The following is a 25746-nucleotide window of genomic DNA, read 5'->3' on the forward strand; positions in this document are numbered from 1 at the left end:
AATCACTGAGAGTATGGTCTAGACCTGCCGCCGCGTTGGGTGAACGTCCACCCAAAGCGGTTTCGGCTGCTTCGGAAACGGACCCGCCCAGCGAAGTCCTGTCCACCCGAAAGGAGCTGACACATGGCACTCCGCCGACGGATCGCCGCGTTGGCGGCCGGTGTTCTCGCCGCGCCGCTGCTGGTGGTCGCACTGCCGACCTCCCAGGCGTTCGCCCACGGATACGTGTCCTCACCGCCCAGCAGGCAGGCCCAGTGCGCCAAGGGCACCGTGAGCTGCGGCAGCATCAAGTACGAGCCGCAGAGCGTGGAAGGCCCGAAGGGCCTGCGGAGCTGTAACGGCGGCGTTGCCGGGTTCGCCGACCTCAACAACGACAGCAAGGGCTGGAAGGCCACGAGCGTCGGTCAGACGGTGACGTTCAACTGGGTGTTCACCGCTCGGCACCGCACCTCCAACTACGAGTACTACGTGGGCGGCAAGCGGGTCGGCTTCGTCGACGGCAAGATGCAGCAGCCGCCGGCGTCCGTGTCGCACACCATCAACCTCGGTGGCGTCTCGGGGCCGCAGAAGGTGCTCGCCATCTGGAACATCGGCGACACCCCGAACGCGTTCTACTCGTGCATCGACGTCAACGTGAGCTGACGTAGGTTCATGGAACTGATGTCGTGATCTCACGGGCGGTGTCGCAGCGGCGTCCGACGCGACACCGCTCGTGAGATGCGTCGACCGGGTGTGCCCCCGGTCCCGGGAGAGTCAGCAGGCGGCGCAGCAGCCGCCGGTCGTCGCCGGAACGGACGGCTGCGCCGGACCGACCGCGGGCCTGGTGGCGCGGATGATCGCGGAGTACATGTCCTCGGCCACCTGGTGGGTGGGGGTGATCTCGACGTCGGTGAAACCGGCGGCGGTCAGGTGGTCGCGGTACTCGGCGAAGGACAGCGCCCCGGCGATGCAGCCGACATAGCTGCCGCGCTCGGCGCGCTGGTCGGGGGTCAGGTGGTCGTCGGCCACGACGTCGGAGATGCCGATCCGCCCGCCGGGGACCAGGACGCGGGCCATCTCGGCGAACACGGCGGGCTTGTCGACCGAGAGGTTGACCACGCAGTTGGAGATCACGACGTCGATCGTGTTCGCGGGCAGGGGGACGGCCTCGATGGTGCCCTTGAGGAATTCGACGTTGGTCGCGCCCGCCTCGCGGGCGTTGGCCAGGGCGAGGGACAGCATCTCCTCGGTCATGTCCACCCCGTACGCCTTGCCGGTGGGTCCGACGCGGCGGGCGGAGAGCAGCACGTCGATCCCGCCCCCGGACCCGAGGTCCAGCACCCGCTCACCTTCGCGGAGGTCGGCGACCGCCGTCGGGTTGCCGCAGCCCAGTGACGCGGCGACGGCCTCGGCGGGCAGGGCGTCGCGGTCGGCCCCCGGGTACAGGCCGGCCCCGAAGGTGGAGTCCACCTCCACCGGGTCCGCACCGCAGCAGCCGGCGGTCGCGCCGCCGGTGGTGACGGCGACGGCCGAGGCGGCGTAGCGCTGCCGGACGATCTCGCGCAGGTCGGTTGCCTGGTCGCTCATCGGGTGGCCCTTCTCGTGGTTCCTGATTCGACGTTCTTCGATTCGACCTTGCGCTTTAGATCGACACTTGTCAATATAGAAGCATGCCGAAACAAGAGCCGGTCGCGGCGCTCGACCAGACCGACGCGTGCCGCGCGGGGCTGTTGACCGCGCCGTTGGGCGCGGCGCAGGCCGCGGAGCTGGCACCGGTGTTCAAGGCGTTGGGCGACCCGGTGCGGCTGCGGCTGCTGTCGATGATCGCCTCCCGCGCCGGCGGCGAGGTGTGCGTGTGCGAGCTGACCCCGGCGTTCGAGCTGTCCCAGCCGACCATCTCCCACCACCTCAAGCTGCTGCGCCAGGCCGGCCTGATCGACTCCGAGCGGCGCGGCACCTGGGTCTACTACCGGCTGCGGCCCGAGGTCACCGACCGGCTCGCCGCGCTGCTCACCCGCCCGGCGGAGGTGGCGCGGTGACCGCGTCGCCCACCACCGCCCCCGGCGGCGATCCGACGCCGACCGGCCCGGTCGCGGCCCGGATGTCCGTGCTGGACCGGTGGCTGCCGGTGTGGATCGGCGCGGCGATGGTCGTCGGCCTGCTGGCCGGCCGGTGGGTTCCGGGGCTGGGCGGGGTGCTGGACGCGGTCGCGGTGGACGGGATCTCGCTGCCGATCGCGCTGGGGCTGCTGGTGATGATGTACCCGGTGCTGGCCAAGGTCCGCTACGACCGCCTCGACACGGTGACCGGCGACCGCCGCCTGCTGTGGTCCTCGCTGGTGTTGAACTGGGTGCTGGGCCCGGCGCTGATGTTCGCGCTGGCGTGGCTGCTGCTGCCCGACCTGCCCGAGTACCGCACCGGGCTGATCATCGTGGGTCTGGCGCGCTGCATCGCGATGGTGGTCATCTGGAACGACCTGGCGTGCGGCGACCGCGAGGCCGCCGCCGTCCTGGTCGCGCTGAACTCCGTGTTCCAGGTGATCGCCTTCGGCCTGCTCGGCTGGTTCTACCTGTCCGTGCTGCCCGGCTGGCTCGGCCTGCCCACCACCGACCTGGCGATCTCCGGGTGGCAGATCGCGAAGAGCGTGCTGATCTTCCTCGGCGTGCCGCTGCTGGCCGGTTGGCTGACCCGCCGACTGGGCGAGAAGGCCAAGGGCCGCGACTGGTACGAGTCCCGGTTCCTGCCCAAGATCGGCCCGGTCGCGCTCTACGGGCTGCTGTTCACCATCGTGGTGCTGTTCGCGCTGCAAGGCGACCAGATCACCACCCGGCCGCTGGACGTCGTCCGGATCGCGCTGCCCCTGCTGGTCTACTTCGCCCTGATGTGGGCGGGTTCCTTCGCGCTCGGCCGGGCGATCGGCCTGGGCTACGCGCGCACCACCACCCTGGCGTTCACCGCCGCGGGCAACAACTTCGAGTTGGCCATCGCCGTGGCCATCGCGACCTTCGGCGCGACCAGCGGCCAGGCGCTCGCCGGGGTGGTCGGCCCGCTGATCGAGGTCCCCGTGCTCGTCGGCCTGGTCTACGTCTCCCTGGCGCTGCGCCGCCGCTTCGCCCCCGCACTCCGCTGACCCGGGGGCCGGCAGCCACCTGCCCGTCCTCGCCGCCCGCTTCGCCCGGCAACGCCTCGAAGCCACCGCCAAGAACCAGGGAGCCACCGTGTCCGACCTGCCCGAGGTGCTGTTCGTCTGCGTCCACAACGCCGGCCGTTCCCAGATGGCCGCCGCCCTGCTGCACCACCACGCCCAAGGCCGCGTCACGGTCCGCTCCGCCGGGTCCGCACCCGCCGACACGATCAACCCCGCCGTCGTCGAGGCCATGGCCGAACTCGGCCTCGACCTGTCGCGGGAGTTCCCGAAGCCGCTGACCACCGCAGCCGTCCAGGCCGCCGACGTCGTGATCACCATGGGCTGCGGCGACGCCTGCCCGGTCTTCCCCGGCAAGCGCTACCTCGACTGGCGACTCGACGACCCCGCCGGCCAGGGCCTCGACGCCGTCCGCCCCATCCGCGACGAGATCGACCGCCGCGTCACCGCCCTGCTCGCCGAACTCGCACCCGCCTGACGGCACGCGGCAGCGGCGGGAACGGCCGCACCACCCCGCGTACGACCGGTGCCCGGCACGGGCGTGCCCGACCTGCGGGCACGCCCCCGTCCGCTCAGCTCGTGAAACCGCCGTCCACGGCCAACTGCGTCCCGGTGATGTAGCGGGCCTCTTCGGAGACCAGGTACGCCACCGCCGACGCGATCTCCTCCGGTCGGGCGTACCGGCCGACCGCGGTGAACGCGCGGATCGCGTCCGCCATCGGGTGGTCCTCGGGGTTCAGGTCGGTCGCCGTCGCACCGGGGCAGACCAGGTTGACCGTGATGCCGCGCGGGCCGAGTTCCCGGCCCAGCGCCTTGGTCAGCCCCAGCAGGGCCGCCTTGCTCGCCGAGTACAGCGAGAAGCCCGGGAACGCGGCCCGCTCCGCCACGTTGCTGCCGATGCTCACGATCCGCCCGCCGGGCCCCAGGTGCGGCAGCGCCGCCTTGACCACCAGGAACGGCGCGCGCACGTTCACGTCGAACGTCCGGTCGAACTCCTCGACCCCCAGCTCCTCCACCGGCCCGACCAGGAACTCCGCGGCGTTGTTCACCACGATGTCCAGCCGGCCCAGCGTCGCGGCGGTCTCCGCGACCGCCGCCGCGACCGCCGCCGGGTCCGCGCTGTCCGCCCGGATCGCCACCACCCGGCGGCCGATGCCCTTGATCTCCTCCACCACGTCGTCCGCGTTGTTCCGGTAGGTCACGGCGACGTCCGCGCCCTCGCGCGCCAGCCGCGCCGCCACCGCCGCGCCGATCCCCCGACTACCGCCGGTGACCAGGGCGACCTTGCCTTCGATGTTCATGGGAGCGATCGTGACCGGTCGGCGACCGGAAACCCGGCGGCAATCGGACGTCGCGCCGGCGGTCCGGAAACCCGTTGCGAGGTCCCCGGTGATCGCCTAGCGTTCCCGGTACACGAGGAAGGAGGTGGTCCGAAGTTGCACAGCTACAGGACTCGACGTGAGGTGGCCGTCCGCTAGGACCTCCCCCTAGGTGGTCTGGGCGAATCCCAGGCAGCCACCCGGCCCCCGTGACCCCGAGCCCAGTCCAGCTCGGCCCGCACCCCGTGCGGGAGACGGTCCGGGGGCCGTTTCACGTTCCCGGACGCTCACGCACAGTGCTCACGCGCTCGCCCCGCCCGACGGCACCCGCCCAATGGCACCCGCAGCGGCACGCCCGACGGACGTCCCCGGCGACGCCCGCGCAGCGGCACCCCGCGCCGGCCGCGCGGCAGAGGCCCGCGACGCCCGCGCAGCGGCACATCCCGGGCCCGTCCCGCGCCGTCCGACGACCGCGCGGCACCGCGCGGCGATACGTCGGGAGCCGACCCGTTCCGGCCGCGAACCCCGCTCTCCGCTGGTCGCCACCACCGCCGCGTACCTCCGACCGCGAACCGCGGCCCCGAAACCGGACGTCTCGCCGGCCTCGACTACGGTGATCGTTCACGCGGTTGAAAAGCCAGCCGCAAGCCACCCGGAGTCCAGCGTGCTGGGCACCAGGGTCAGCGACCGCTGAGGGCTTGCCGGAGTGCTGGCACCGCCTGTCCTCGCGCGCGCCGACCCGTTTTCGACGTGCGAGAGGAGCCCGACCGTGGTCGGGGACGACGGACTGGACGGAACGCTGTCCGCGCGGATCGCCGGCCTGGAGGCCGAGGTGGCGGGGCTGCGCAAAGCGGTGCAGACCCGAACGGTCATCGGACAGGCCACCGGCCTGATCGCGGCCGTGCAGGGGTGCAGCCCGCAGCAGGGGTTCCGCCTACTGGTCGCCATGTCGCAGCACCACAACGTGAAGCTGCACACGATCGCAGTAAAACTGCTCGACCTCGCCGCCGAACTGGGACCGCGCCGGGCCCTGCGCGCGGTGCACCAGTCGGACCGCAACGGCGACCGCGCCGACTGGCCGGGCGTCGACGTGGTCCACGCCGCACGGCAGTTGGTCGCGGCCTACGACGCGGCCAACACCGCCGGCGCGGAACGCCCCGAGGTGCGAAGACAGCTCGCCGACCAGGTCACCCTGGCCGGTCAGCTACTCGCCGAGAAACTGGCCGAAGTCGGCTGGTTGCCCGACAACTGAACGACCGCGAACGACTCGGCGGGCAGGCGCAAGGCCTGCCCGGCCACCACCGCCCCACCCGACGCCAGCAGCACCTCACCGGACAGGGGCACCTCGGCGTCCGCCGCGCCGAGGTTGCACGCCACCCGCAGCCCACCGCGCACCAGCACCAGCACGTCCCCGTCACCCTCGACCCGGAACCGGTCCAGCCGGGGGTCGGAGAGCTCGGGCCGGGCCCGCCGCAGCGCGATCAGCGACCGGTAGAGCTCCAGCACCCGGCGGTGCGGGTCGGCGGACAGCTCGTCCCACACCAGCTTGGACCGCTCGACCGTCGCCGGGTCCATCGGATCGGGTACCTCCGACTCGCCCCACCCGTGCCGGCCGAACTCGCGCCGCCGTCCCGTGCGCACCGCGTCCGCCAGCTCCGGGTCCGGGAACGAGGCGAAGAACTGCCACGGCGTGCTCGCCGCCCACTCCTCGCCCATGAACAGCATCGGCGTGTACGGCGAGCACAGCACGATCGCCGCGCCGACCGCGAGCCGGCCGAACGGCACCGTCGCGGACAGCCGGTCGCCGGTCGCCCGGTTGCCGACCTGGTCGTGGTTCTGCGAGTAGGCCAGGAACCGGTAGCCGGGCAGGCGCTTGTCCACCGGACGCCCGTGGTGGCGGTGGCGGAACGACGACCACGTGCCGGCGTGGAAGAACACCTCCCGCAACGTCGTCGGCAGCGCGCCGACGAAGTCCGGGTAGTAGCCGGAGGTCTCCCCGCTCAACGCCACGTGCAGCGCGTGGTGCAGGTCGTCGGACCACTGCGCGGACAGCCCGTACCCGCCGGCCTCCCGCGCGGTGACCAGCTTCGCGTCGTTCAGGTCGGACTCGGCGATCAGCTCCAACGGCCGGCCGACCGCCGCCGACAGGGCGTCCACCTCGACCGCGAGCTGCTCCAGCAGGTGCACCGCACCCCGGTCGACCAGCGCGTGCACCGCGTCCAGCCGCAGCCCGTCGACGTGGAAGTCGCGCAGCCAGCCCAGCGCGTTGTCGATCACGTACCGGCGCACCTCGTCGGAGTCCGCGCCGTCCAGGTTCAGGCCCGGACCCCAGTCGTTGCTGCCCGCGAAGTACGGCCCGAACCGGTCCAGGTACGCGCCGGACGGCCCGAGGTGGTTGTAGACCACGTCGAGCAGCACGGCCAGGCCCCGCGCGTGGCAGGCGTCCACGAACCGCTTGAAGCCGTCCGGCCCGCCGTAGGGCTCGTGCACCGCGCCCCACAGCACGCCGTCGTAGCCCCAGCCCGCGACCCCGTCGAACGCGTTGACCGGCATCACCTCGACGTGCGTGACACCGAGGTCGACCAGGTGGTCCAGCCGTTCGACGGCGCTGTCGAAGGTGCCCGCCGGGGTGAACGTCCCGATGTGCAGCTCGTAGATCACCGCGCCGGGCAGCCCGCGCCCGGTCCACGACCCGTCGGTCCACTCGAAGGCCGCGTGGTCGTAGACCCGGGACGCCTCGTGCACCCCGTTCGGCTGCCGGAGCGACCTCGGGTCGGGCAGCGCGTCGCCGTCGAGCACGAAGGCGTAGTCCACGCCGACCGCCGTCGAGTGCCACCACCCGCCGTCGCCGGCGGTCATCTCGTGGTCCTGCCCGTCCACCCGCACCTGGGCCCGCTCGTGTCGCGGGGCCCACACCGAAAAGCTCACTGATCTCCTCGCACCAGCAGTGCCACCGGGTAGTGGTCCAACAGGTCGCCCAGGCGGGCCCGCGCCGGCCGGGCCGTGAGCACGTCGGTCCACGTGCCGGGCGGCAACGGCAGCTCGGTGTCCCGCCAGCCGCCGGCGGCGGCCAGCCCCACCGGGAGCCGGGTGGCCACCGCGACCAGGCCGGTCCGCTCGAACGCGACGGCGTGCGCCGCGCCGGGCCCGGACGCGGGCAGCGGGCGGTAGCCGCGGAACAGCTCCGGCCGCTCGCGCCGCAGCCGCAGCGCCTTGTGCACCACCAGGAGCTTGGCCGCGCCGGTCGCGTCCACGGGCGGCAGCAGGCCGTCCGCGATCGCGTCGAGCAGGTCGCGCCGCACCGCGTAGTCCACCGGCCGCCGGTTGTCCGGGTCGACCAGGGACAGGTCCCACAGCTCGGTGCCCTGGTAGACGTCGGGCACGCCGGGCGCGGTGAGCTGCACCAGCTTCTGCCCCAGCGCGTTGGACCAGCCGTGCGCCTCGACCCGGTCCACGAACGCGGCCACGTCGGCGGCGACCGGACCGCTCAGCACCTCGTCCGGCCACGCCGCGACGGCCGCCTCGAACGGCTCGTCGTGGTCCACCCACGTGGTGCGGATCTTCGACTCCTTGGCCGCCTTGTCCAGGTACCCGGCCATCCGCTCGGCGGTGATCGGCCACGCGCCCACCAGCGACTGCCAGGCCAGCAGGTTCAGCGCGGGCTCGTCGATCGGGTGCGCGGCGGTCCACCGCCGCACCGCGCCGGCGAACTCGTCCGGGATCTCGGCGAGCACCGCCAGCCGGGCCCGGACGTCCTCGGAGCGCTTGGTGTCGTGGGTGGACAGCGCGGTCATCGCGGCCGGCGACCCGGCCTCGCGGGCCGCCGCGCGCTCGTGGAACTCGTCCGGGGACATCCCGAACCGGTCCGGCGCGCCGCCCACCTCGTTGAGCGCGACGAACCGGGTGTACCGGTAGAAGGCGGTGTCCTCGGTGCCCTTGGCCACGACCATGCCGGAGGTCTGCTGGAGCCGGGTGGCGAGCTCGCCGCGCGGGTCCGCCCGGACCTGCTCGTCCAGCGCGCGCACCGCCGCCGGGTCGGCACCCGGGCCCGCCGCCGAGCGGACCGCCGCGTCCCACGCGTCCCGGCCCTCCGGCAGGTAGGACCGGTAGACCGGGAAGGCGGCCATCACCCGGGCCACGGCCAGGGCGGCGGCCTCCCGGTCCGGGTGGTCCACCAGCGCCGCGATCCGGCGCACCTCGGCGCGCAGGATCGTGTCGGTCACCAGGTTCCGGCACTCGTGCTCGACGGCGGCGAAGTCCGTGGCCACGCCCAGTTCCCGGGCCAGCGCGGTGTAGCCGGGTTCGCCCGCCGGGTCCACGAACAGCCCGCACACCTCGCGCAGCGCGTCGTAGCCGGTGGTGCCGTCGGCCGGCCAGCTCGCGGGCAGCGCCTCGTCCGGGCCGAGGATCTTCTCCACCACCAGCCAGCAGCCGGCCCGGTCGCGCAGCCGGCGCACGTACCCGCCGGGGTCGGCCAGGCCGTCCGGGTGGTCCACCCGCAGCCCGGTCACGTCACCCGCCGCGACCCACCGCAGCACCTCGCCGTGCGTCGCCTCGAACACCTCCGGGTCCTCCACGCGCACGGCGGCGAGGGTGGTGATGTCGAAGAACCGCCGGTAGTTGAGCTCGGTGTTGCCGCGCCGCCAGAACGCCGACACGTAGTTCTCGTGCTCCCGCTCGTCCTCGGGTGACCCCGCGAACGGCAGCAGCAGCTTCCCCGACGACCAGTCGACGTCGAAGTACCGCGCGTACCGCGACTCCTCGCCGTGCTGGAGGACGTCCCACCACCACGGGTTGACCGGGCCGTCCTCGACCGCCATGTGGTTGGGCACGATGTCCACCACGAGTCCCAGCCCGGCCTGCCGCAGCGCCTTGCCCAGCGCCTGCCGGCCGGCCTCGCCGCCGAGCTCCTCGCGCGCCCGCGTCGGGTCCACGACGTCGTAGCCGTGCGTGGACCCCGGCACCGCCTCCAGCAGCGGCGACGCGTAGAGCGCGCCGACGCCCAGGGCGTCGAGGTAGTCGACGACCGCTTCGGCGTCGGCGAAGGTGAAATCGGGGGTGAACTGAATCCGGTAGGTCGACGTGGGGCTCATTCGACACCCGTCCGCTGGAGCACCACCAGGGAGCGCGCGGTCAGCGTGACCACGCCGCCCGCCGGCACCGGGTCGCCGCGGTCGGCGTCCTGCACCACGCCGGTCGCCGTGTCGACCACCACCGTCCACTGCGGACCGTAGCTCGGATCGGGGAGCGTGGTCTCGATGTCCTCGTGGTGGGCGTTGAACGCGAGCAGGAACGAGTCGTCGAGCACCCGCATCCCGCGCTGGTCCAGGCTCGGGATGCCCTCGCCGTTGAGGAAGACCACGACGCAGCGGCCGAAGTCGTCCCCCCAGTTCTGCTCGGTCATCTCCTCGCCGGCGGGGGTGAACCAGGCGATGTCGCGCAGCTCGTCGCCCTTGCGGATCGGCTTGCCCTGGAAGAACCGGCGGCGGCGGAGCACCGGGTGCCTGCGCCGGAAGTCGGTGAGCGCGGCGGTGAACTCCAGCAGGTCCCGGTTCTTCTCGACCAGCGTCCAGTCCACCCAGGACAGCTCGTTGTCCTGGCAGTAGGCGTTGTTGTTGCCCTGCTGGGTGCGGCCGAGCTCGTCGCCGTGCAGCAGCATCGGCACGCCCTGCGAGAGCAGCGTGGTGGCCAGCAGGTTGCGGCGCTGCCGGGCGCGCAGCTCGTTGATCTCGGGGTCGTCGGTCGGACCTTCGACGCCGCAGTTCCACGACCGGTTGTCGTCCGCGCCGTCGCGGCCGTCCTCGCCGTTGGCCTCGTTGTGCTTGTCGTTGTAGGACACCAGGTCGGTGAGGGTGTACCCGTCGTGCGCGGTGACGAAGTTGATCGACGCGTACGGTCGGCGGCCGTCGTCCTGGTAGAGGTCGGACGACCCGGTGATCCGGGACGCGAACTCGCCCAGGGTGGCCGGCTCGCCGCGCCAGAAGTCCCGCACGGTGTCCCGGTACTTGCCGTTCCACTCCGTCCACAGCGGCGGGAAGTTGCCCACCTGGTAGCCGCCGGGGCCGACGTCCCACGGTTCGGCGATCAGCTTCACCTGGCTGACCACCGGGTCCTGCTGGACCAGGTCGAAGAACGTGGACAGCCGGTCGACGTCGTAGAACTCGCGCGCCAGGGTGGCGGCCAGGTCGAACCGGAACCCGTCCACCCGCATCTCGGTCACCCAGTACCGCAGCGAGTCCATGATCAGTTGCAGGGTGTGCGGGCTGCGGACGTTGAGCGAGTTGCCGGTGCCGGTGTAGTCCATGTAGTACTGCGGCTCGTCCTCGACCAGCCGGTAGTACGCCTGGTTGTCGATACCGCGCATGGACAGGGTCGGCCCGAGGTGGTTGCCCTCCGCCGTGTGGTTGTAGACCACGTCGAGGATGACCTCGATGCCCGCCTCGTGCAGGGCGCGGACCATGCCCTTGAACTCCTGGACCTGGTTCCCCTGCTGCGGCAGCGCGGAGTAGCCGTCGTGCGGCGCGAAGAACCCGATCGTGTTATAGCCCCAGTAGTTCCGCAGGCCCTTCTCGGACAGGCCGTGGTCGCTGACGAACTGGTGCACCGGCATCAGCTCCACCGCGGTGACGCCGAGCGCCTTCAGGTGGTCGATGATCACCGGGTGCGCGAGGCCCGCGTACGTGCCGCGCAACCGGTGCGGCACCTCGGGGTGCTGCATGGTCAGGCCGCGCACGTGGGTCTCGTAGATGACCGACTCGTTGTACGGCGTCTTCGGCGGGCGGTCGTTGGCCCAGTCGAAGAACGGGTTGACCACCATCGACAGCGGCACGTGGCCGGCCGAGTCCTGGTCGTTGCGCTCCTCGGGTGCACCGAACCGGTAGCCGAACAGCGACTCGTGCCAGTCCACGGTGCCGTTGATCGCCTTCGCGTACGGGTCGATCAGCAGCTTGTTCGGGTTGCACCGCAACCCGTGCTCCGGGTCGTGCGGGCCGTGCACGCGATAGCCGTACTGCTGGCCGGGACCGATGCCGACCAGGTAGCCGTGGTGGACGAAGCCGTCCACCTCCGGCAGCCGGACCCGCGTCTCGGTCCCGTCCTCGTCGAACAGGCACAGTTCGACGTACTCCGCCACCTCGGAGAACAAGGTGAAGTTCGTGCCGACGCCGTCATAAGTGGCGCCGAGCGGGTAGGGCGTTCCGGGCCAGGGCCGCACAGGTGCTCCTCGGGAAAAAGCGGGAACGATTTCGACCCCACCGTTTTAGATCATGGTCTGCGGGAGTGCGACCGGACGAGCTGGCCGCGGGCGGCCACGAGCAGCAGCCTGGCTTCCTGGAGCTCCCCGTAGCGCAGGTGCTCGGCAGCCGCTGCCGCGCACGCCACCGCCTGTTCCAAGGCGTCGTCCAGGCCGGGGTCGGTACGGCGCAGGGCGTCCACCAGGGATTCTTCCGCTTGTCTCGCACTGGACAGCACGTCCGGTGCCGCGCCGGGCTCCCCGTCCGCGCGCGGATTCGACAGCGCGTCGACGGGATCCGACGGGCGGACGGCGGCCAGCGCGTACTCCACGGCCCCCTCCAACGCGACGGCGGGCACATTAGGGGACATCTGTTCGGGCACCATCCCGGTGCGGGACACCAAGTCGGTGTTCACGGGTGAATGCCACCTCCAACCATGACGCGGGTGACGTTCGACGATACTCCGCAGCGGTGCGGTGCGCGGTGACAGGCACGTCCCCGATCACCGGCCGCGCCCCCTCGCCAGCGCCGCGCCCACCCGCCGGACGCGGGCGTCCGCGAACAGACCCGACACCCGGACCGGCAGCGGAATTCGCCAGTTCGGGTACTGGTCGACGGTGCCGGGCAGGTTCGGCTGGCGGATCTCACCCAGCGCGTCCTGGGGCGACGTCAGCAGCAGCAGCGACGGAGCCTTGGCTAGCAGCTCGTGAAAAGCGATAACCAGGTCATCGGCAGGCACCCCTTCCCGCTTGAGGAGGTCGAGCAGTTCGCCGCGCTCGCGCTCGGCGTTCCGGAATTCCCCTTCCGGATCGCCCGCAAACTGCCCCAGTTCGGCTCGCAGCCGAACGTGTTCCGCGCTCAGGAAACCGGCCACCGTCGGCAGGTCGTGGGTGGAGATGCTGGCCATCGCCGAGGTGGTCCACCGCCCCGGCGGGACCAGCGGGTGGCCGGGCCGGTCGTAGTCGCGCTGGAACCACAGCACGGCCGAGCTGAGCACGCCGTGCTCGTGCATGCTCTCGGTGACCTTCGGCTCGACCGTGCCCAGGTCCTCCCCCACCACCACCGCGCCCGCCCGGTGCGCCTCCAGGGTCAGCACGGCGAGCATCGCCTCGGCGTCGTAGTGCACGTAGGTGCCGCGCTTGGCCGGTTCGCCCGGCGGGATCCACCACAGCCGCCACAGGCCCGCCACGTGGTCGATCCGGATGCCGTCGCCGTGCCGCAGCACGTTGCGCAGCACCGCGCGGAACGGCTCGTAGCCCTGCTCCGCGAGCCGGTCCGGCCGCCACGGCGGCAGGTCCCAGTCCTGGCCGAGCTGGCTGAACGCGTCCGGCGGCGCGCCCACCCGCACGTCGGGCGCGAACGCGTCGCGGATCGCCCAGGTGTCCGCCCCGCCGGGGTGCACGCCCACCGGCAGGTCGTGCACGATGCCGACCGGCATGGACCCGGCGGCCCGGCGGGCATCGGCGAGCTGGCGCTCGCACAGCTCCTGGAGCCACGCGTGAAACGCCACCCGGTCCGGGTCGGCGGTCGCGGTGGCCGGGTCGCGCAGCGGCTCGGGCCACCGCCGCCAGTCCGCGCCGTGCACCTCGGCGAGCGCGCAGAACCGGGCGAAATCACGCAGCTCGCCCGTCGGGGCGGGGTGCTCGACCAGCGGCCACAGCAGCTCCAGCGCGGCCCTCTTGGCCGCCCAGACGGCGTCGTAGTCGATCAGCTCGGTGTCGTTGTCGGGGCGCAGCGCGTCGACCGCCGCGCGGGTGGCGTCGTCGGCCTCCCGGTACGCGTCGACGTCCTCGATCCGCAGGTAGAGCGGGTTGGCGAACCGGCGGCTGGACGGCGAGTACGGCGAGCGCTCCACCGGGGCGGTCGGCGCGATCGCCTGCACCGGGTTGACCAGCAGCACGCCCGCGCCGAGCTCGTCGGCGCTGCGCCGGGCGATCGTGGCCAGGTCGGCGAAGTCGCCCATGCCCCAGGACTCGTCCGAGCGCATCGCGTAGAGCTGGAGCATCCAGCCCCAGGACTTGGGCACCGGGGCCAGGGCGTGCGGCGCGACGACCACCGTGCGGTCGTCCAGCCGGTGGTAGCCCAGCGGCGGTGCGGCGGGCAGGGTCAGCGCGCCGCCGTCCTCCAGACCCAGCACGCCGGGGCCGGGCAGCACGTCACCCGCCCGGAGCACCACGGTACTCGGCTCGGGGCGGGGCGCGGCGAGCGCGCGGCGCACCGCTTCCGGGGTCGAGGCGTCCACGTCGAGCTGCGCCAGGACGGCCACGACCACGTCGGGGTCCACGTCCGCGCGGCGTTGTCCGGCGTCCTCGTAGTAGGTGGCTACGCCGTGCAGTTCGGCCAGTGCGGCCAGATCGTCGTCCACGTGGGACAGCTTCGTCGTTCCCGGTGCCCGGGTGCCAGGCGGGGTCTCGGTGGTCACCCGAAGGTCGCAGGAGGTTCACCGGCGTTCACGGACCGCACCGGCGCGGAGATCGTCACCGGCGCGGTCGTCGGCTCTCGACCACCGGGGGTGCGCCACCGGGCGCGGGCCACCGGGCGGGGTTATCGGGAGCCGGTCACCCGTGGGCCGGTCGACTCCCGGACCACCAGGTGCGACGGCGGTGGGCGGTCGTCGTGCGGCTCGTCGCGCAGCTCGGCCAGCAGGCGGGCCACCGCGTGCGCGCCGCGTTCCCGCCACGCGCCCTCCACGGCCGTGATGCCCACCGCGCGGGCCAGCTCCGGGCCGTCGAGGCTGACGATCGACACGTCGCCGGGCACGTCCCGACCGTCGCGGCGCAGCCGCAGGAACACGCCCAGCGCCACCTCGCCGCTGGAGCAGACCACCGCCGTGGGCAGCCGGTCGCCGTCCAGCAGCGCGTCCGCCACCTGCTCACCGCCCGCGACCGTGGAGGACGACCACAGCGTCCACTCCGGACGCACGTCCAGACCCTCCGCGACCAGCAGCTCGTCGTAGGACTCGTCCACGTCCTCGGCGAGCACCAGCGCCACCTCGCGGTGACCGAGTTCCAGCACGTGCCCGGCCGCGAGCCGCAGCGCGTCCCGCAGGTCGTCGGGCCGCACCGCGACCACCGGCACGTCCAGCGCGTCGAGCGCCCGGTGCTCGTCGTCGGAGAAGTCGACGGACAGCGCGAGGACGCCGTCCACCCGTCGGCCGAGCGGGGGCAGGTCGTCGAAGAACCTGGCCCGCGCGGCGTCGTCGCGCAGCACGTAGAGCAGCACGTCGTAGCCGGCGTCGCGCAACGCGCCCTCCGCGCCCGTGAGCACGTCACCGCGCCCGACGTCGGCGGTCAGCACCGCCACCGCGTACTTGCGCCCGCCCGCGAGGCTGGACGCGTCCCGCGCGATCGCGTACCGCATCCGCTTGGCCACCTCGGTGACGTAGCGGCGGGTCGCCTCGGACACCCCCGGTTCGCCCCGCAGCGCGCGCGACACGGTGGCCGCCGACACGCCGGCGGCCCGCGCGACATCGGACATGCTGGTCAATGCACACCTCCCGGCCTGACACGAGATTAGCCAGAACCGTACGGTCGCCCTGCCGCGAACACCGTGGGGGAGGTGATCGCCACCCCCGGTGGACCTCAGAGTGGAAGGACGCGCCGACCCATGAAGGCAGGCGACACCGCCCCCGACTTCACCCTGGCCGACCAGGACGGCACGCCGCGCGCGCTGTCCGACCTGCTCGCGAACGGTCCCGTGGTGCTGTTCTTCTACCCGGCCGCGATGACCGGCGGCTGCACGGCGGAGAGCTGCCACTTCCGCGACCTCGCGGCCGAGTTCGCCGAGGCGGGCGCGCAGCGGGTGGGCATCAGCACGGACCCGGTGGCGAAGCAGAAGCAGTTCGCGGACCTGCACGGCTTCGACTACCCGCTGCTGTCGGACGAGTCGGGCGAGGTGGCGGCCCGGTTCGGGGTGAAGCGCCGCTTCGGCCCCCTGCCGGTCAAGCGCCACACGTTCGTCATCGGCACCGACCGCACGGTGCTGGACGTGATCAAGTCCGAGTTCTCCATGAACACCCACGCCGACAAGGCCCTCACCACCCTGCGCGCACACACCGGCCGCTGACCCCCACCGCGCGCTCCCGGGCAGCCGTGGGTCAGACGACCAGATCCCCATCCGGACCAGGGGGACGGGTCCGGATGGGGATCTGGTTTCGGGCGCTGGTGTCGAGCGCTGGTGTCGGGCGCTGGTGTCGAGTGGTCCGAGCAGCGTCAGAGCGAGATGCCGCGCGCGCCCAGCCAGCCGATCGGGTCGATCTTCTGCGAGCCGCCGACCCACACCTCGAAGTGCAGGTGCGGCCCGGTGGACTGGCCCCGGTTGCCCATGGTCGCGATCTGCTGACCGGCGGAAACCTGCTGGCCCTGGTTCACCAGGATCTCGTTGACGTGCCCGTAGACCGTGATGGTGCCGTCCGAGTGCTGGACGCGCACCCACAGCCCGAACCCGCTGGCCGGACCCGCCTCGACCACCACGCCGTCGAGCGCGGAGAGGATCGGGGTGCCGATGGAGTTCGCGATGTCGACACCGAAGTGCGTGGTGCCCCACCGCGAACCGTACCCGGAGGTGAAGGTGCCCTCGGCGGGCTTGGCGGCCGAAGCGCCGGTGGACTTCGCGGCCCCGGCGGACTGCGTGGTCCCGGCGGCCGGTGCGGCCGGTGCGGCCGGAGCCGGAGCGGGCTGCCGGGCGGCCTCTTCGGCGGCGACGCGTGCCTTCTCGGCGTCTTCCGCGTCCTTCTGCCGCTTGAGCTCGGCCTGGCGGTTCGCGTAGCCGTCCGAGGCGTGCTTGATGGCCTGGTCGACGTACTGCCGGGCGTACAGGCCCTCGGACCGCATGAGCTTCGCGGTTTCCAGGCCCGGCTCGATGACGTGCCGGGTCTGGATCTCCTGGGGCTGTCGGGGCTGGGGCGACTGCTGCGGGGTGACGGAGACCGCCAACGCGGCAGCGAGGTTGGTGGACCCCGCCAGCGGCGTGATCTGCGATCCGGACGTGCCGGCCGCGACGCCGACGCCGGCGGTCAGTGCTCCGAGCGCCACCACAACGGTGATCTTGCCGGTAGCCGGGGATCTTTCGTCATCCGCGCGGTGGGAGCCGCGCTTGCCGGTGGTGCTCGGGGGCGTGCAGAACACGCTGCGACCACGGGCCTTGGTATGCCGTGCCAAGGGAGTGCCTTCCTGCATCGGGGAGCCCGGTCAGGACACCCGGCGGGGGATCCGGGTGGCGGAGCTTTCGGGGAGCTCCGCCGTGTCCTTTTGGTGACCGAACTGTGACATGCGGCGGGGAACGTAACCCGCCGTGATGAACGAAGGCAACCCACACCTCTCGAACAGGGGCAAATTGGTGAGATAAACCACTGATTGCTACACGGAGTGATGAGATACTCGCAGGTTCCGTATTGCTCCGTTATAAACCGCAGGTCAGAGGTGGGGTGTCCCCGGCCTCCCGAAGGCAACGGACCGTGATCTTGTTACGGCCAGCGATGGTCCCCTGACTCACCGCGAAGATGTGGGGCACGAATCGGTTTACTTCGCGCGGACGCGGTGACGTCCGGGACGACTTGCTGACTTTTGACAGGAGGCAGCCGCCGCACCACCACAGTCGGGCATCTGGCCGAACGGCGTCGGGGGGACGGGCACGGTGGTGCGTTCATCGGCCCGGCACTGGTCGACGCGAAGGCGACCAGCAGACCGCCCAGTGCGCAGAGGCGCGCCTCTCAGCTCCAGGTGCCCACCCCTGGGAATCAACCATCGAGCGGTGCGAGCGCCGCGTGGCAGGGCGGCGGGCCGGCGCGCAGGGGCGTGGGTGTGGCGAACCCCGCCTGCCGGGTGGCAGGCGGGGTTCTGTGGGGTGGGCAGAGAGTGGCTCGTGGGGCGGGGTCTAGCGGTAGCGCGGGTCCACCGGCGGTAGCTGCCTGATCTCCGAGGCACCGTGGATCGTCCGCATCGCGTTGAACCACGTCGGGGCCGCCACCTGACCACCGAAGACGCCGCCCGCGTCGTTGGTGCCGCAGAGGCGGGGCGGGTTGCCGCTACAGATGACCTGGGGTGCGACGCCGTCGGTGAAGGTCATCACCGCGCCCGCGTACTGGGGGGTCGCGCCCATGAAGGCGACCGACCAGTGGTCTTCGGTGGTGCCGGTCTTGCCGATCATCGGGCGGTCCCAGCCGCCGGCCGCGCCGTGCGCGGTGCCGCCGGGCTTGGTGTCGGCGCTCATGCCGGTGGCCAGCGCGTTGGCGATCTCGGGGGCCACGGCCTGGTCGCAGGCGGCTTCCTCGATCTGCACCGGGTTGCCGTTGCGGTCGGTGATCTTCTCGACCGGGGTGGGCGGGCACCACTTGCCGCCGCTCATGATGGTCGCGGCGACGTTCGACAGTTCCAGGATGCTGGTCGGGCCGGCACCGAGGGTGAACGAGCCGCTGTTGTCGCGCTTGTAGACGTCACCCTGGCTGGGGCCGTTCGACCCGTCCCGCTTGAGCGGGTCGCCGTTCTTGTTCACGCCCTGCATCGACTCGCGCAGGCCCAGCCGGTGGGCCATGTCGACCACGGTGTCCAGGCCCGCCTTCTCCTCCAGGATGATGAACGCGGTGTTCGGCGACTGCGCGAGCGCCTCGGTCAGCGTCATCTTCTCCTTGTAGGTGCCGGCGTTCTTCACCGTGTAGCCCTTGCCGTTGTCCTTGTACACCTTGGACGTGTAGGTGGCGGGCACGTCGATCGGCCGGTCGATGCCGGCGATGCCCTTCTCCAGGGCAGCCGCGGCGGTGAACACCTTGTAGATGGAGCCCGCGCCGAACTTGGTCACCTCGGCCGGGATCGAGTAGGCGCTCTGGCCCGCGTCGGCGTTGTTGCCGAAGTCGCGGTTGGCGGCCAGCGCGCGGACGCGGTGCTTGTCGCCGCCGGGCTCGACCACGGCCATCGCGTTCGCGACGCCGGGCTGGGTCTTGGGCACCTGCGCCTCGGCGGACTCCTTCGCGGCGCGGGTCGCGACCGGGTCCATCGTGGTGTGGATCGTGTAGCCGCCCCGCGTCAACTTGTCGACCGGGATGCCGGCGGTGTCCAGGTAGTCGACCAGGTACCGGCAGAAGAAGCCGTACACCGGGCCGTCGCCCGCCCCGACGCAGCCGTTGGGCAGCAACTGGAGGTCCGGCACGACGCCGATGTCCGCCGCCTTGTACTCGTCGGCCTTCTCCCCGGCGACCTTCGAGTCCGAGCCGAACGCGCCGTTGTCGCGCATCTTGTCGATCACCGTGTTGCGCCGCTTGATCGCGGGCTCCACGGCCGCGCCGGGGTTGAGCCGGCTGGGCTCGTTGACCAGGCCGGCGAGCATCGCGGCCTGCGGGACGGTGAGCTTGTCCGGCGTCGTGGCGAAGTAGGTCTTGGCCGCCGCGCCGACGCCGTAGGTGCCGTTGCCGAACGGGACGATGTTCAGGTACGCGGTGAGGATCTCGTCCTTGCTCAGCTTCTGTTCGAGCTGGGTCGCGATCCGGGCCTCGCTGATCTTGCGGCCGATGGTCGCCTCGGTGGCCTTCTCGTAGGCCTCCTGCTTGCCCTCGCCCACGACGAACGCGAGGTAGTTCTTCACGTACTGCTGGGTCAGCGTCGACGCGCCCTGGGACGTCTCGCCCTCGACGCCCGCCTTCGCCGCCGCACGGGCGATGCCCTGCCAGTCGACGCCCTTGTGCTCGAAGAAGCGCTTGTCCTCGATCGCGATGATCGCGGCCTTCATGGTGTCGGAGATCCCGGAGGACGGCACCGGGATGCGGTACTGGTCGTACAGGTACGCGATCGGTGCGCCGTTCATGTCGAGCACGGTGGTGACCAGGGGCGGTTCGGCCTTGGTCAACTCCCCCGAGGTCTGGTCGACGGTGTCGGCGGCGCGGTTGGACGCCAGGCCCATCCCGCCCACGACGGGGAACAGCAGGGCGGCCAGCAGCACGCCCGCCATGAGGCACAGCCCCAACAACTTGAACAGACCCGTCGCACGCGCGGCGAACACCGAACAACCCCTCTCGATCCCCTGCGAAGCCCCTGCGATCCCCGTCGGGGAAAGCCCCTGATCTCTAAGTCGCTTGGCAACCGGTCCAGGTTGCTCGCCCACCCGAAATTACTCCTGCCCCATCCCGCCCGGTGCCAAACCCCCTGCGCCGGGTGGCGGCGGTCCGTTCGGGTCAATTGTCGAACAGGAGTTCGAGGGGCGCAAGATCACGATCGGGTGGTGGTCGCACAAGATCAACGGGCTGTCGCCCGGCGCGGCCGGCGAGTGGTCATCCGGGCGACTTGAGGCGGATCGTGGCGCTCGCCCGCCGCACCTCCACGCCCGTGCGGTGCGGCAGCACGTCTTCCAGGAACCCGTATCCGCGCAGGTCGGAGTCCGCGCGTCGGCTCACCGTGCGCCACCACGTCGCGATGTCCACCCACCCCGGAGCCGACAGCGACCCGCCGAAGTGCTGCACCGACAACGCCGCGCACAGGTTCGCGAACCGCACCCGGTCCACCAACGGCCACCCGGCCAACGTGCCCAGCACGAACCCGGCACCGAAGACGTCGCCCGCGCCGGTCGAGTCCAGCGGTGCCACGTTCAAGCCCGGGACGTCGGCAACCTCACCCGTCGCCGAATCGACGGCCACCGCTCCCCGACCGCCACGGGTGACGACCACCACGGGCACGTGTTTGGCCAACGCGATCGCAGCGCGCTCTGCCGTCTCACTGCGCGTGTACCGCATCGCCTCGACGTGGTTGGGCAGGAACACGTCGTACCCGTCCAGCCGCCGCAGCAACTCCGGGGCCCACACCCCCGTCCGGTCCCACCCGATGTCGGCGAACAACATCGCCCCCGCCGCCTTGGCCATCCGCACCCACTGCTCTTCCTCCGGCTGGATGTGCACGAAGCACGCACGCGTCGTCGGAGGGGGCGACAGGATCTCGTCGGACGACACGGGCGGCCGGTGACCGTGGGTGACCATGGAACGGTCGCGGTCCATCGCCATGGACACGGTGACCGGGGAGTGCCAGCCGTAGAACCGGCGGCAGTAGGAGAGGTCGACGCCCTCCTGCTCGGCCAGGACCTCCCAGCAGAAGTCGCCGTAGGCGTCCTCGCCGAACGCGGCGGACAGCGCGGTGCGCAGTTGCAGCCTGCTCAGCGCCACGGCCAGGTTCGCGATCCCGCCGGGGCACGACCCCAGGCCCTCGGCCCACACCTCGGTACCGGGCGCGGGCGGCCTGGGCAGGCCGGTGAAGATGATGTCCAGGAACACGGTGCCGGACAACAACACGTCGAACGCGGGCTCGTCGGCGGTCGTCATCCTCCTACAATGCCAGGTCAGCCCTCTACAGCCGCGAACATCTCGCGCATCCGCGCGAGCGCGCGGTGCTGGGCGACCCGGACCGCGCCCGGCGTGGAGCCCACGGCCGCGGCGGTCTCCTCGGCGGACAACCCCACCGCGACCCGCAGCACGAGGATCTCCCGCTGGCGCTCGGGCAACCGGCGCAGCAACTGGGTGACGGCCTCGATCATCTCCCCGTTCATGGCGCGCTGCTCCGGCCCGTCCTCCAGGGCGGGGGTGTCGGGCAGCTCCGGGACGACCTCGGAACGGCTGCGCACGGCGCGGCGGCGCGCGTCGGCCACCTTGTGAGCGGCGATGCCGTACACGAACGCGAGGAACGAGCCGGGCTCGTAGCGGTACTTGGTCAGCGCGGCCACGACCGCGAGGCAGACCTCCTGCGCGATGTCCTCGGCCGACACCAGCGTGCGCTCCCGCGAGCCCACCCGGGCGCGGCAGTAGCGCAGCACCAGCGGTTGGATGCGGGCGAGCAACTGCCCGGCCGCCCGGGGGTCACCCGCCAGCGCGGCGTCGACCAGGTCCGACATCTCGGCCTCGGCGAGCCACCGGGTGGTCACCCTGGTCGGCACGCCGCCCGCGACCAGTCGGACCTCGGGACGACCGGGTGCGTCCGCGTCGCGGACCGCCCCGACCTCGATCCCGGCGTCGGCCCGCACGGATGCGTGCACCATCCGGCGACCTCCTCACGCTCGTCAACCTTTCCGGCACATCCCGGCTCATTGATGAGGAGGGAGCACGGGGGCCCCTGATACGGGATTCGTGAAAGCTGACCACGTTCGAGGTCCACGTGGTGGGAACAGCACCCGACCGAGGAAGAGGATGAGCCGATCGGCGCAATCGCGGCAGTGGTTACTTCACCATGCCGAACTGTCGCACCCCCAGGTAGCCCACCCGGAACCCCGCTTCGGAGTAGGCCAGGTAGAACTCCCACATTCTGCGGAACGTCTCGTCGAACCCGAGGGCGGCCACGTCCTCCCACCGGTCGTGGAACCGCTCGCGCCACCGGCGCAGGGTCTCGGCGTAGTCGAGCCCGAACTCGCGGGTGGCCTCGATCCGCATCCGGGTGTGGTCGCGGACGGTGTCCTCCACCGCCCGCACGGACGGGATGAGACCGCCGGGAAAGATGTACTTGTGGATCCACGTGTAGCTGGCGGCGGACGCCAGCATCCGGTCGTGGGGCATGGTGATGGACTGGAGCCCGAACCGGCCGCCGGGCACCAGTGACCGGTCGACCATGGCGAAGTAGGCGGGCCAGTACTCGCTGCCGACGGCCTCGATCATCTCCACGCTGACCACGGCGTCGTAGGTGCCGCGCTCCTCGCGGTAGTCGCGCAGGTGGACGTCGACGGAGTGGGCCACGCCCGCGGCGGACACCCGCTGCTCGGCCAGCGCCTTCTGCTCGGCGGACAGCGTCAGCGAGGTCACGGTCGCGCCCCGCCGCGCCGCCCGGATGGCCAGCGCGCCCCAGCCGGTGCCGATCTCCAGCACCCGGGACCCGGAGCGCACGCCCGCGTAGTCCAGCACGCCGTCGATCTTGCGCAGTTGCGCGGCGGGCAGCGAGTCGGTCCCGTCGAACCACGCCGACGAGTAGGTCATCGTCTCGTCCAGGAACACCGCGAACAGGTCGTTGGACAGGTCGTAGTGGCGGTGGACGTTCTGCCGCGACCCGACCACGTCGTTGCGCTCGGTCGCGGGGTGCCGGCGCTCCACCCAGCGCCGCAGCAGTTGGAGCTGGGGCGGGATGAGCGTGGTCAGCCGCGCGGCGAACGAGGTGAGCAGGTCGGCCGGCCGGGTGCAGGTCCAGTCCCCGACCATGTACGCCTCACCGAACCCGATCTTGGCGTCCACGCCGAGCCGGTGGAAGAACGCGGCGGGGCGGTGGACACGCATGACGGGCGCGTCCGGCCCGCCCGACCCGAACCGCTCGCCGCCGGGCAGCACGACGGTGATCGGCAGCGTGCGCACGGCCCGGCGGAACAGCGCCTCGGCGATCCCGGCCCGCCACGGCGAACGCGGCGGGTGGTGCAGTCCCGGCCAGATCCCCTGGTTGGGGCGGGGCAGTTCGATCGTGCTCATCGGTCGCTACTCCTCGGGACCACAGGTACGCGCCGCGCCCACAGCGCGATGCCGTGACGGCGGATCAACCCGGACACCCGGTGCGTCATCAACGGCCGGCGGATCAGCAGCCGCACCAGCTCACGCGGTGTGGCGGGGAGCCGTCGTCCCGTCATGGTGGCGGTGAACGGCGTGGCCCCGCCCTGGCGCAGGGCGATGGTCACGGACAGCCGTTCGGCCGGTTCGGGCACGCGCATCACGTAGTGCCCCGACAGCTCCAGGAACGGCGACACGTAGAAGTCCTTGTCCACCCGCGCCCGCCCGGCGGCGTCCGGGTGCAGCAAGTAGGCGTGCCGTTGCCCATGGGTGTTGTGTACCTCGGCGATCACGCACTCAAGCTCTCCGGACGCGTTGTGGCACCAAAAGAGCGACAGGGGGTTGAACACATGACCGAGCAGGCGGGCGTTGGCGAGCATGGTGACCCGCCCGCCGCCGAGGTCGATGCCGCGTTCGGCGAGCCACGCGTCCACGTTCTGCCGGATCGTGCGGCGCGGTGACCCGAGGTGGTCGCGCGCTTCGAACCGGGCGAACGGGCGCAACAGTCGCGGCAGCCTCGGCAGCGCGTCGAGGTCGACCAGCCACAGGTAGGCCCGGTGGCTGAACGACCGGTCGAGCCGTGCGCGTCGGACGTGCCCGATCTCGACCTCGTACAGGTTCACCAGGCCGCTCCCAGGACGGTCGCCGCGCGCACCCCCGAGGCGCACCCGTCCTCGTGGAACCCCCATCCGTGGTAAGCGCCCGCGTACGCCGTGCGATCGGTGTTGAGCGCGGGCAGCCGCCGTTGCGCGGCAAGGGATTCCGGCGTGTAGACGGGGTGCTCGTACACCATGCGGGCGATCACCGAACCCTGGTCGACGAGATCGGTCGCGTTCAGCGTCACCACGTGGTCACGAGGCTCGGCGAGGCGCATCAGCCGGTTCATGTCGTAGCTGACCAGGACGGGGCCCCCGCGTTCGTGGCACGCGGGCTTGAGCACGTTCCACGCCGCACGCGCACCGGAGCTCTCCGGCAGCACGCGGGCGTCGTGGTGCAACCAGGTCTCGTTGCGGGAGTAGCGGAACGCCCCGAGCACCTCGCGTTCCGCGTCGGTCGGGTCGGCGAGCAGGCGCAGCGCCTGGTCGGGATGCGTGGCGATGACGACCTTGTCCGCGAGGTGCCGCTGGTCGGCGTCGTCCCGCAGTTCCACGCCGGCAGAGGTGCGGCGGACGCTGCGGATGGGCGTGGACACCTCCACGGCCGTAAGACCCTTCACCGCGCGCTCGACGTAGGCACGCGACCCGCCGACCACGGTCTTCCAGCGCGGTGTACCGCCCACGGACAGCATGCCGTGGTTGGACAGGAACTCGAACAGGTACCGCGCGGGGTAGCGCAGGCTGAGGTCAGGCCCGGCCGACCACACGGCCGACACCAGCGGCAGGACGAAGTGGTCCACGAAGTACCGCGAATACCCGCCGATCACCAGGAACGCGCCTAACGTCGTGTCGTGGTCGTCGGGCACCGCCAGCAGGCGCTTCGCGTGCCGGTGGAACCGGGCGACCTCGGCGAGCATCCGCAGGTAGGCGGGCCGTGCCAGGTTGCGCGGCTGGGCGAACAGCCCGGCCAGCTTGCGCGCACCCGCGTACTCCAGCCCGCAGCCCCGGCACCGGACGCTCATCGACATCTCGGAGTCCTGAGTGGACACGCCCAGTTCGCGGAACAGCCGCACCAGGTTGGGGTAGGTCCGTTCGTTGTGGACGATGAAGCCGCTGTCCACGGCGGTCGTGCCGCCGTCGGCGGTGGCCAGCTCGTGGGTGTGGGCGTGGCCGCCGAGCCGATCGTCCTGTTCAAACAGCACCACGTCGTGCCGACGCTGGAGCAGGTACGCGGCGGTGAGTCCGGACACGCCGCTGCCGATCACCGCTACCCGTTGGCGTTCACCGGATACCACCACGCGTTCCTCCCAATGGGACGTCCAGGCCCCTCGGTGTGGGCTCACGCATGGCGTTCGACAGATAGGGGGCCAGCGGTTCGACCTTGAGCACGCCGAGCACGAAATCGGTGACCAGGCGGGTCCAGCAGCGGAAGCGGAACAGCATCGCGTGGCCTTCGCGGAGCACGGTGAAGCGCGCGACGCGGTCGGTGACCTGACGGGCGCGCAGCGCGTACTTGTAGGACGCGGCAGGGTCGGTGGTGCGGTCGCGGTCGCCGTGCGCGATCAGCAGCGCACGGCCGGCGAGCCCCTGGTACGGATCACCGGCCTCGATCCACGGCGCGAGTGCGCACACCCCGACCACCTGGGAGTCGTCGGCGACGTGCAGCGCGGTCCGGCCGCCCATGGAGTGCCCGACGAGCACGACGGGCACCCCGGGGTGCTCGCGCCGGATTCGCTCCAACGCCCACCGCGCGTCCTGCACGGGGTGCTTGTAGGGCGCGTTCCAGCCGTTGTGGGTGTGCCGCAGCAGCCACACGGCGACACCGTCGCCGCGCCGGTGGATGGCCCGCGCGAACGGCACCATCCGCAGGTACGGCAGCTTGTGGCGGCTCACCGGGCGGTGGCCCTGTGCGCTGCCGCCGTGCAGCACCAGGACCACCGCGCGGACCGGTCCGCGGGGTGCGAGGACGTCGATGGCGGGTTCCACAGGA

Annotated in this window: 22 protein-coding genes; 6 read left to right on the top strand and 16 right to left on the bottom strand. The window is 71.8% G+C overall.

Features of this window, described 5'->3' with window-relative positions:
* Positions 1-123 precede the first annotated feature (123 nt).
* On the top strand, positions 124-642 hold the full coding sequence (locus AB0G01_RS19555; RefSeq protein ID WP_360947312.1) for a lytic polysaccharide monooxygenase auxiliary activity family 9 protein: 519 nt from the start codon (positions 124-126) through the stop codon (positions 640-642).
* Between the two features lie 111 nt (positions 643-753).
* On the opposite strand, the gene arsM is transcribed toward AB0G01_RS19555, so the two are convergent.
* Complete coding sequence (gene arsM / locus AB0G01_RS19560) at positions 754-1566, bottom strand: arsenite methyltransferase (RefSeq protein WP_360947314.1); 813 nt, start codon at positions 1564-1566, stop codon at positions 754-756.
* Between the two features lie 83 nt (positions 1567-1649).
* On the opposite strand from arsM, the gene AB0G01_RS19565 reads away from it, so the two are divergent.
* The 3 genes from AB0G01_RS19565 to AB0G01_RS19575 all read left to right on the top strand — a co-directional run bounded on the left by AB0G01_RS19565 (position 1650) and on the right by AB0G01_RS19575 (position 3602).
* Positions 1650-2018, top strand: a complete 369-nt coding sequence (locus AB0G01_RS19565; protein WP_360947316.1) for a metalloregulator ArsR/SmtB family transcription factor — start codon at positions 1650-1652, stop codon at positions 2016-2018.
* A gap of 62 nt (positions 2019-2080) precedes the next feature.
* Positions 2081-3109, top strand: a complete 1029-nt coding sequence (gene arsB, locus AB0G01_RS19570; RefSeq protein WP_360947398.1) for an ACR3 family arsenite efflux transporter — start codon at positions 2081-2083, stop codon at positions 3107-3109.
* A gap of 88 nt (positions 3110-3197) precedes the next feature.
* The gene (locus AB0G01_RS19575) at positions 3198-3602 is read left to right on the top strand and encodes an arsenate reductase ArsC (protein WP_360947318.1); all 405 of its coding nucleotides are present in this window, start codon (positions 3198-3200) and stop codon (positions 3600-3602) included.
* A gap of 94 nt (positions 3603-3696) precedes the next feature.
* On the opposite strand, the gene AB0G01_RS19580 is transcribed toward AB0G01_RS19575, so the two are convergent.
* A complete protein-coding gene (locus tag AB0G01_RS19580; RefSeq protein WP_360947320.1) occupies positions 3697-4425 on the bottom strand; it encodes an SDR family oxidoreductase in 729 nt (242 codons plus the stop codon).
* Between the two features lie 787 nt (positions 4426-5212).
* Here AB0G01_RS19580 and AB0G01_RS19585 point away from each other — a divergent pair.
* Entirely contained in the window at positions 5213-5695 is a 483-nt protein-coding gene (locus tag AB0G01_RS19585) for an ANTAR domain-containing protein (RefSeq protein ID WP_360947322.1), read from the top strand.
* Here the strand turns inward: AB0G01_RS19585 and treZ are convergent.
* The 6 genes from treZ to AB0G01_RS19615 all read right to left on the bottom strand — a co-directional run bounded on the left by treZ (position 5644) and on the right by AB0G01_RS19615 (position 15152).
* On the bottom strand, positions 5644-7371 hold the full coding sequence (gene treZ, locus AB0G01_RS19590; protein WP_360947324.1) for a malto-oligosyltrehalose trehalohydrolase: 1728 nt from the start codon (positions 7369-7371) through the stop codon (positions 5644-5646). The two genes, AB0G01_RS19585 and treZ, sit on opposite strands and share 52 nt — an antisense overlap.
* Positions 7368-9536 carry a malto-oligosyltrehalose synthase gene (gene treY / locus AB0G01_RS19595; protein WP_360947326.1) on the bottom strand — a complete coding sequence of 723 codons (2169 nt, stop codon included), beginning with the start codon at positions 9534-9536 and terminating at the stop codon, positions 7368-7370. Before treY ends, treZ begins: the two co-directional genes overlap by 4 nt.
* The gene (glgX, locus tag AB0G01_RS19600) at positions 9533-11656 is read right to left on the bottom strand and encodes a glycogen debranching protein GlgX (protein ID WP_360947328.1); all 2124 of its coding nucleotides are present in this window, start codon (positions 11654-11656) and stop codon (positions 9533-9535) included. The genes treY and glgX overlap by 4 nt, the downstream gene beginning before the upstream one ends.
* A gap of 50 nt (positions 11657-11706) precedes the next feature.
* On the bottom strand, positions 11707-12090 hold the full coding sequence (locus AB0G01_RS19605; protein ID WP_360947330.1) for a hypothetical protein: 384 nt from the start codon (positions 12088-12090) through the stop codon (positions 11707-11709).
* Between the two features lie 87 nt (positions 12091-12177).
* Positions 12178-14040: a 4-alpha-glucanotransferase gene (malQ, locus tag AB0G01_RS19610; protein WP_360947332.1), complete on the bottom strand. Its 1863-nt coding sequence runs from the start codon at positions 14038-14040 to the stop codon at positions 12178-12180.
* Between the two features lie 179 nt (positions 14041-14219).
* Positions 14220-15152: a LacI family DNA-binding transcriptional regulator gene (locus tag AB0G01_RS19615; protein ID WP_360947334.1), complete on the bottom strand. Its 933-nt coding sequence runs from the start codon at positions 15150-15152 to the stop codon at positions 14220-14222.
* A 129-nt stretch (positions 15153-15281) separates the two neighbouring features.
* On the opposite strand from AB0G01_RS19615, the gene AB0G01_RS19620 reads away from it, so the two are divergent.
* A complete protein-coding gene (locus AB0G01_RS19620; protein ID WP_360947336.1) occupies positions 15282-15740 on the top strand; it encodes a peroxiredoxin in 459 nt (152 codons plus the stop codon).
* A 146-nt stretch (positions 15741-15886) separates the two neighbouring features.
* On the opposite strand, the gene AB0G01_RS19625 is transcribed toward AB0G01_RS19620, so the two are convergent.
* The 8 genes from AB0G01_RS19625 to AB0G01_RS19660 form a co-directional block, all read right to left on the bottom strand.
* On the bottom strand, positions 15887-16852 hold the full coding sequence (locus tag AB0G01_RS19625) for a M23 family metallopeptidase (protein ID WP_360947338.1): 966 nt from the start codon (positions 16850-16852) through the stop codon (positions 15887-15889).
* Between the two features lie 697 nt (positions 16853-17549).
* Positions 17550-19664 carry a transglycosylase domain-containing protein gene (locus AB0G01_RS19630; protein WP_360947340.1) on the bottom strand — a complete coding sequence of 705 codons (2115 nt, stop codon included), beginning with the start codon at positions 19662-19664 and terminating at the stop codon, positions 17550-17552.
* Between the two features lie 268 nt (positions 19665-19932).
* A complete protein-coding gene (locus AB0G01_RS19635) occupies positions 19933-20970 on the bottom strand; it encodes a carbohydrate kinase family protein (protein WP_360947342.1) in 1038 nt (345 codons plus the stop codon).
* A gap of 17 nt (positions 20971-20987) precedes the next feature.
* The gene (gene shbA / locus AB0G01_RS19640; RefSeq protein WP_360947400.1) at positions 20988-21536 is read right to left on the bottom strand and encodes an RNA polymerase sigma factor ShbA; all 549 of its coding nucleotides are present in this window, start codon (positions 21534-21536) and stop codon (positions 20988-20990) included.
* A gap of 322 nt (positions 21537-21858) precedes the next feature.
* The gene (locus AB0G01_RS19645; protein WP_360947344.1) at positions 21859-23085 is read right to left on the bottom strand and encodes a cyclopropane-fatty-acyl-phospholipid synthase family protein; all 1227 of its coding nucleotides are present in this window, start codon (positions 23083-23085) and stop codon (positions 21859-21861) included.
* The gene (locus AB0G01_RS19650) at positions 23082-23786 is read right to left on the bottom strand and encodes a DUF1365 domain-containing protein (protein WP_360947402.1); all 705 of its coding nucleotides are present in this window, start codon (positions 23784-23786) and stop codon (positions 23082-23084) included. The genes AB0G01_RS19645 and AB0G01_RS19650 overlap by 4 nt, the downstream gene beginning before the upstream one ends.
* On the bottom strand, positions 23780-25054 hold the full coding sequence (locus AB0G01_RS19655) for an FAD-dependent oxidoreductase (protein WP_360947346.1): 1275 nt from the start codon (positions 25052-25054) through the stop codon (positions 23780-23782). The genes AB0G01_RS19650 and AB0G01_RS19655 overlap by 7 nt, the downstream gene beginning before the upstream one ends.
* Positions 25038-25742 (bottom strand): alpha/beta fold hydrolase, encoded by a 705-nt coding sequence (locus tag AB0G01_RS19660; protein ID WP_360947348.1) that lies wholly within the window; start codon positions 25740-25742, stop codon positions 25038-25040. Before AB0G01_RS19660 ends, AB0G01_RS19655 begins: the two co-directional genes overlap by 17 nt.
* Positions 25743-25746: the final 4 nt, after the last annotated feature.

Source organism: Actinosynnema sp. NPDC023587 (genome assembly GCF_040640215.1).
Lineage (GTDB): Bacteria > Actinomycetota > Actinomycetes > Mycobacteriales > Pseudonocardiaceae > Actinosynnema.